Genomic DNA, 395 nt, shown 5'->3' with positions numbered 1-395 from the left:
ACATAAAACTCTCCAGTTCCAGCTGGCTTGGAAAGCTAATGCATCAAAACAACACGGATGGGATATTTGAGCAATTCTCAACTTTTGAGTATGGTTTACGTGCCATGATAAAACAAGTGAAAACCGATATAGACAAAGGACATAATTCAATCGCCAAACTCATATCGAAGTATGCTCCATCAAAGGAGAATACTACCGAAAACTATATTAAGTATGTAGCTGCACAAACAGGGATAGATAGAAATGCTGGCCTGGTAAGCACCAAAACGGCTTTACGCAACCTCATAAAGGCAATGGTGCGATTTGAAAACGGACAGAACTATCCAGTCTCTGACAAGCAGTTTGAAGAGGCATATAAACTATTGTAGCATTATGATATTGATTACTTCCACATC

General features: G+C 39.0%; 1 protein-coding gene. It reads left to right on the top strand.

Annotated features, from left to right (window positions below; translation table 11 throughout):
* The coding region (locus C6366_RS19050; RefSeq protein WP_233248603.1) for a hypothetical protein at positions 1–368 on the top strand (368 nt) is incomplete at its 5' end.
* Positions 369–395 lie beyond the last annotated feature (27 nt).

This window comes from Desulfonatronum sp. SC1, assembly GCF_003046795.1.
In the GTDB taxonomy this organism is placed as follows: Bacteria; Desulfobacterota; Desulfovibrionia; order Desulfovibrionales; family Desulfonatronaceae; genus Desulfonatronum.
This window is presented reverse-complemented; position numbering and strand designations above follow the sequence as displayed.